Source organism: Pseudomonas sp. 20P_3.2_Bac5 (assembly GCF_025466035.1).
Lineage (GTDB): Bacteria > Pseudomonadota > Gammaproteobacteria > Pseudomonadales > Pseudomonadaceae > Aquipseudomonas.
This window is the reverse complement of record NZ_JANLOA010000017.1, coordinates 1-1,282: the sequence shown is the minus strand read 5'-3', so window position 1 is coordinate 1,282 and position 1,282 is coordinate 1. Positions and strand designations below refer to the sequence as shown.

2 protein-coding genes are annotated in these 1,282 nt (G+C 57.0%); both read left to right on the top strand.

Going from position 1 to position 1,282, the window contains the following annotated elements:
- Window positions 1-488, top strand: a 488-nt coding sequence (locus tag NTD88_RS02990; protein ID WP_410017244.1) for a transposase, incomplete at its 5' end; no start/stop codon positions are given.
- Window positions 485-1,282: IS3 family transposase (locus NTD88_RS02985; RefSeq protein WP_315975141.1), on the top strand; the 798-nt coding region annotated here is incomplete at its 3' end. The genes NTD88_RS02990 and NTD88_RS02985, both read left to right, overlap by 4 nt.

Below are 1,282 nucleotides of genomic sequence, written 5' to 3'. Positions count from 1 at the left end.
TCAATCGAGGCCGTGGCTTTCGCCATGTGGCGAACCAGTTCCAGATAGATCCTACCCTTCTCCGGCGCTGGGTCGTGGCTTACCAGCACCACGGCGAGGCCAGTTTCAAGCGTTCCCGTCGGCACCACAGCGCCGAATTCAAACTCACTGTGCTTCACCGCATGCTCAATGAGCAACTGTCTCACCGCGCCGCTGCGGCGCTGTTCAACCTGGGCAATTCGAGTCAACTGGGCAGATGGCAGCAGCAGTATTACAGTGGCGAACTTACAGCCCAGCTTTCAGCGAAGAAGAGATCGTCCCGCGCCATGTCCAAGCAGCCCTCCAAGCCCGATGAAACCCCAGTAGTGCCTGACGAGGAACTCTCGGTTTCCCAGTTGCTGCGCAAGATACGCAAGCTTGAAGCGGAGAACGCCTACCTAAAAAAGCTCGAGGAACTAGACGAGGCGAAGCTCCGGCAGAAGAAAGCCACCACGAAAAAGCCCGGCTGATCGCCGACCTGCACCCACACCATGTTCTCGCGGATCTGCTGGATGCCGCAGGCTTGGCGCGTGCCACCTACTACTACCAACTCAAGACAATCGGTACCGAGGACAAGTGTGCCTCGCTGAAAGCATCGATCCAGAGCATCCAGCACCGTCATCGCGGTCGTTATGGCTATCGTCGTGTCACCGCCACCCTGCGTCAGGAAGGGCAGTTGGTGAACACCAAGAAAGTGCGGCGCCTGATGAGCGAGCTGGACCTCAAATGCACGGTGCGGCCCAAGAAATACAGGTCATACCGGGGGCTGATGGACGAGGCATCACCCAACATCTTGAAGCGGCAATTTGCAGCTGATCAGCCCAATCAAAAATGGGTGACGGATGTTACGGAGTTCAAGGTGGCAGGTGAAAAGCTCTACCTCTCACCAGTGCTGGATTTGTACAACGGAGAAATCGTGGCGTACCAAACCGACACGCGGCCGCGCTATGCCCTGGTGGAAACCATGCTTGAACGCGCACTGGAGAAGCTCCCGGCCGACAGCAAGCCAATGCTGCACTCGGATCAAGGCTGGCACTATCGATACCCTGATTACCGTCAGCGCCTGAAAGAAGCGGGCCTGGAACAAAGCATGTCACGCAAGGGCAATTGCCTGGATAACGCGGCGATGGAGAGCTTTTTTGGCACGCTGAAGTCGGAGTACTTCTACCGGGAACGCTTCGAGACGATCGACCAACTACGTGTCGGAATTGACGAGTACATCCGCTACTACAACCACGAACGCATCAAGATGAAGCTCGGCGGC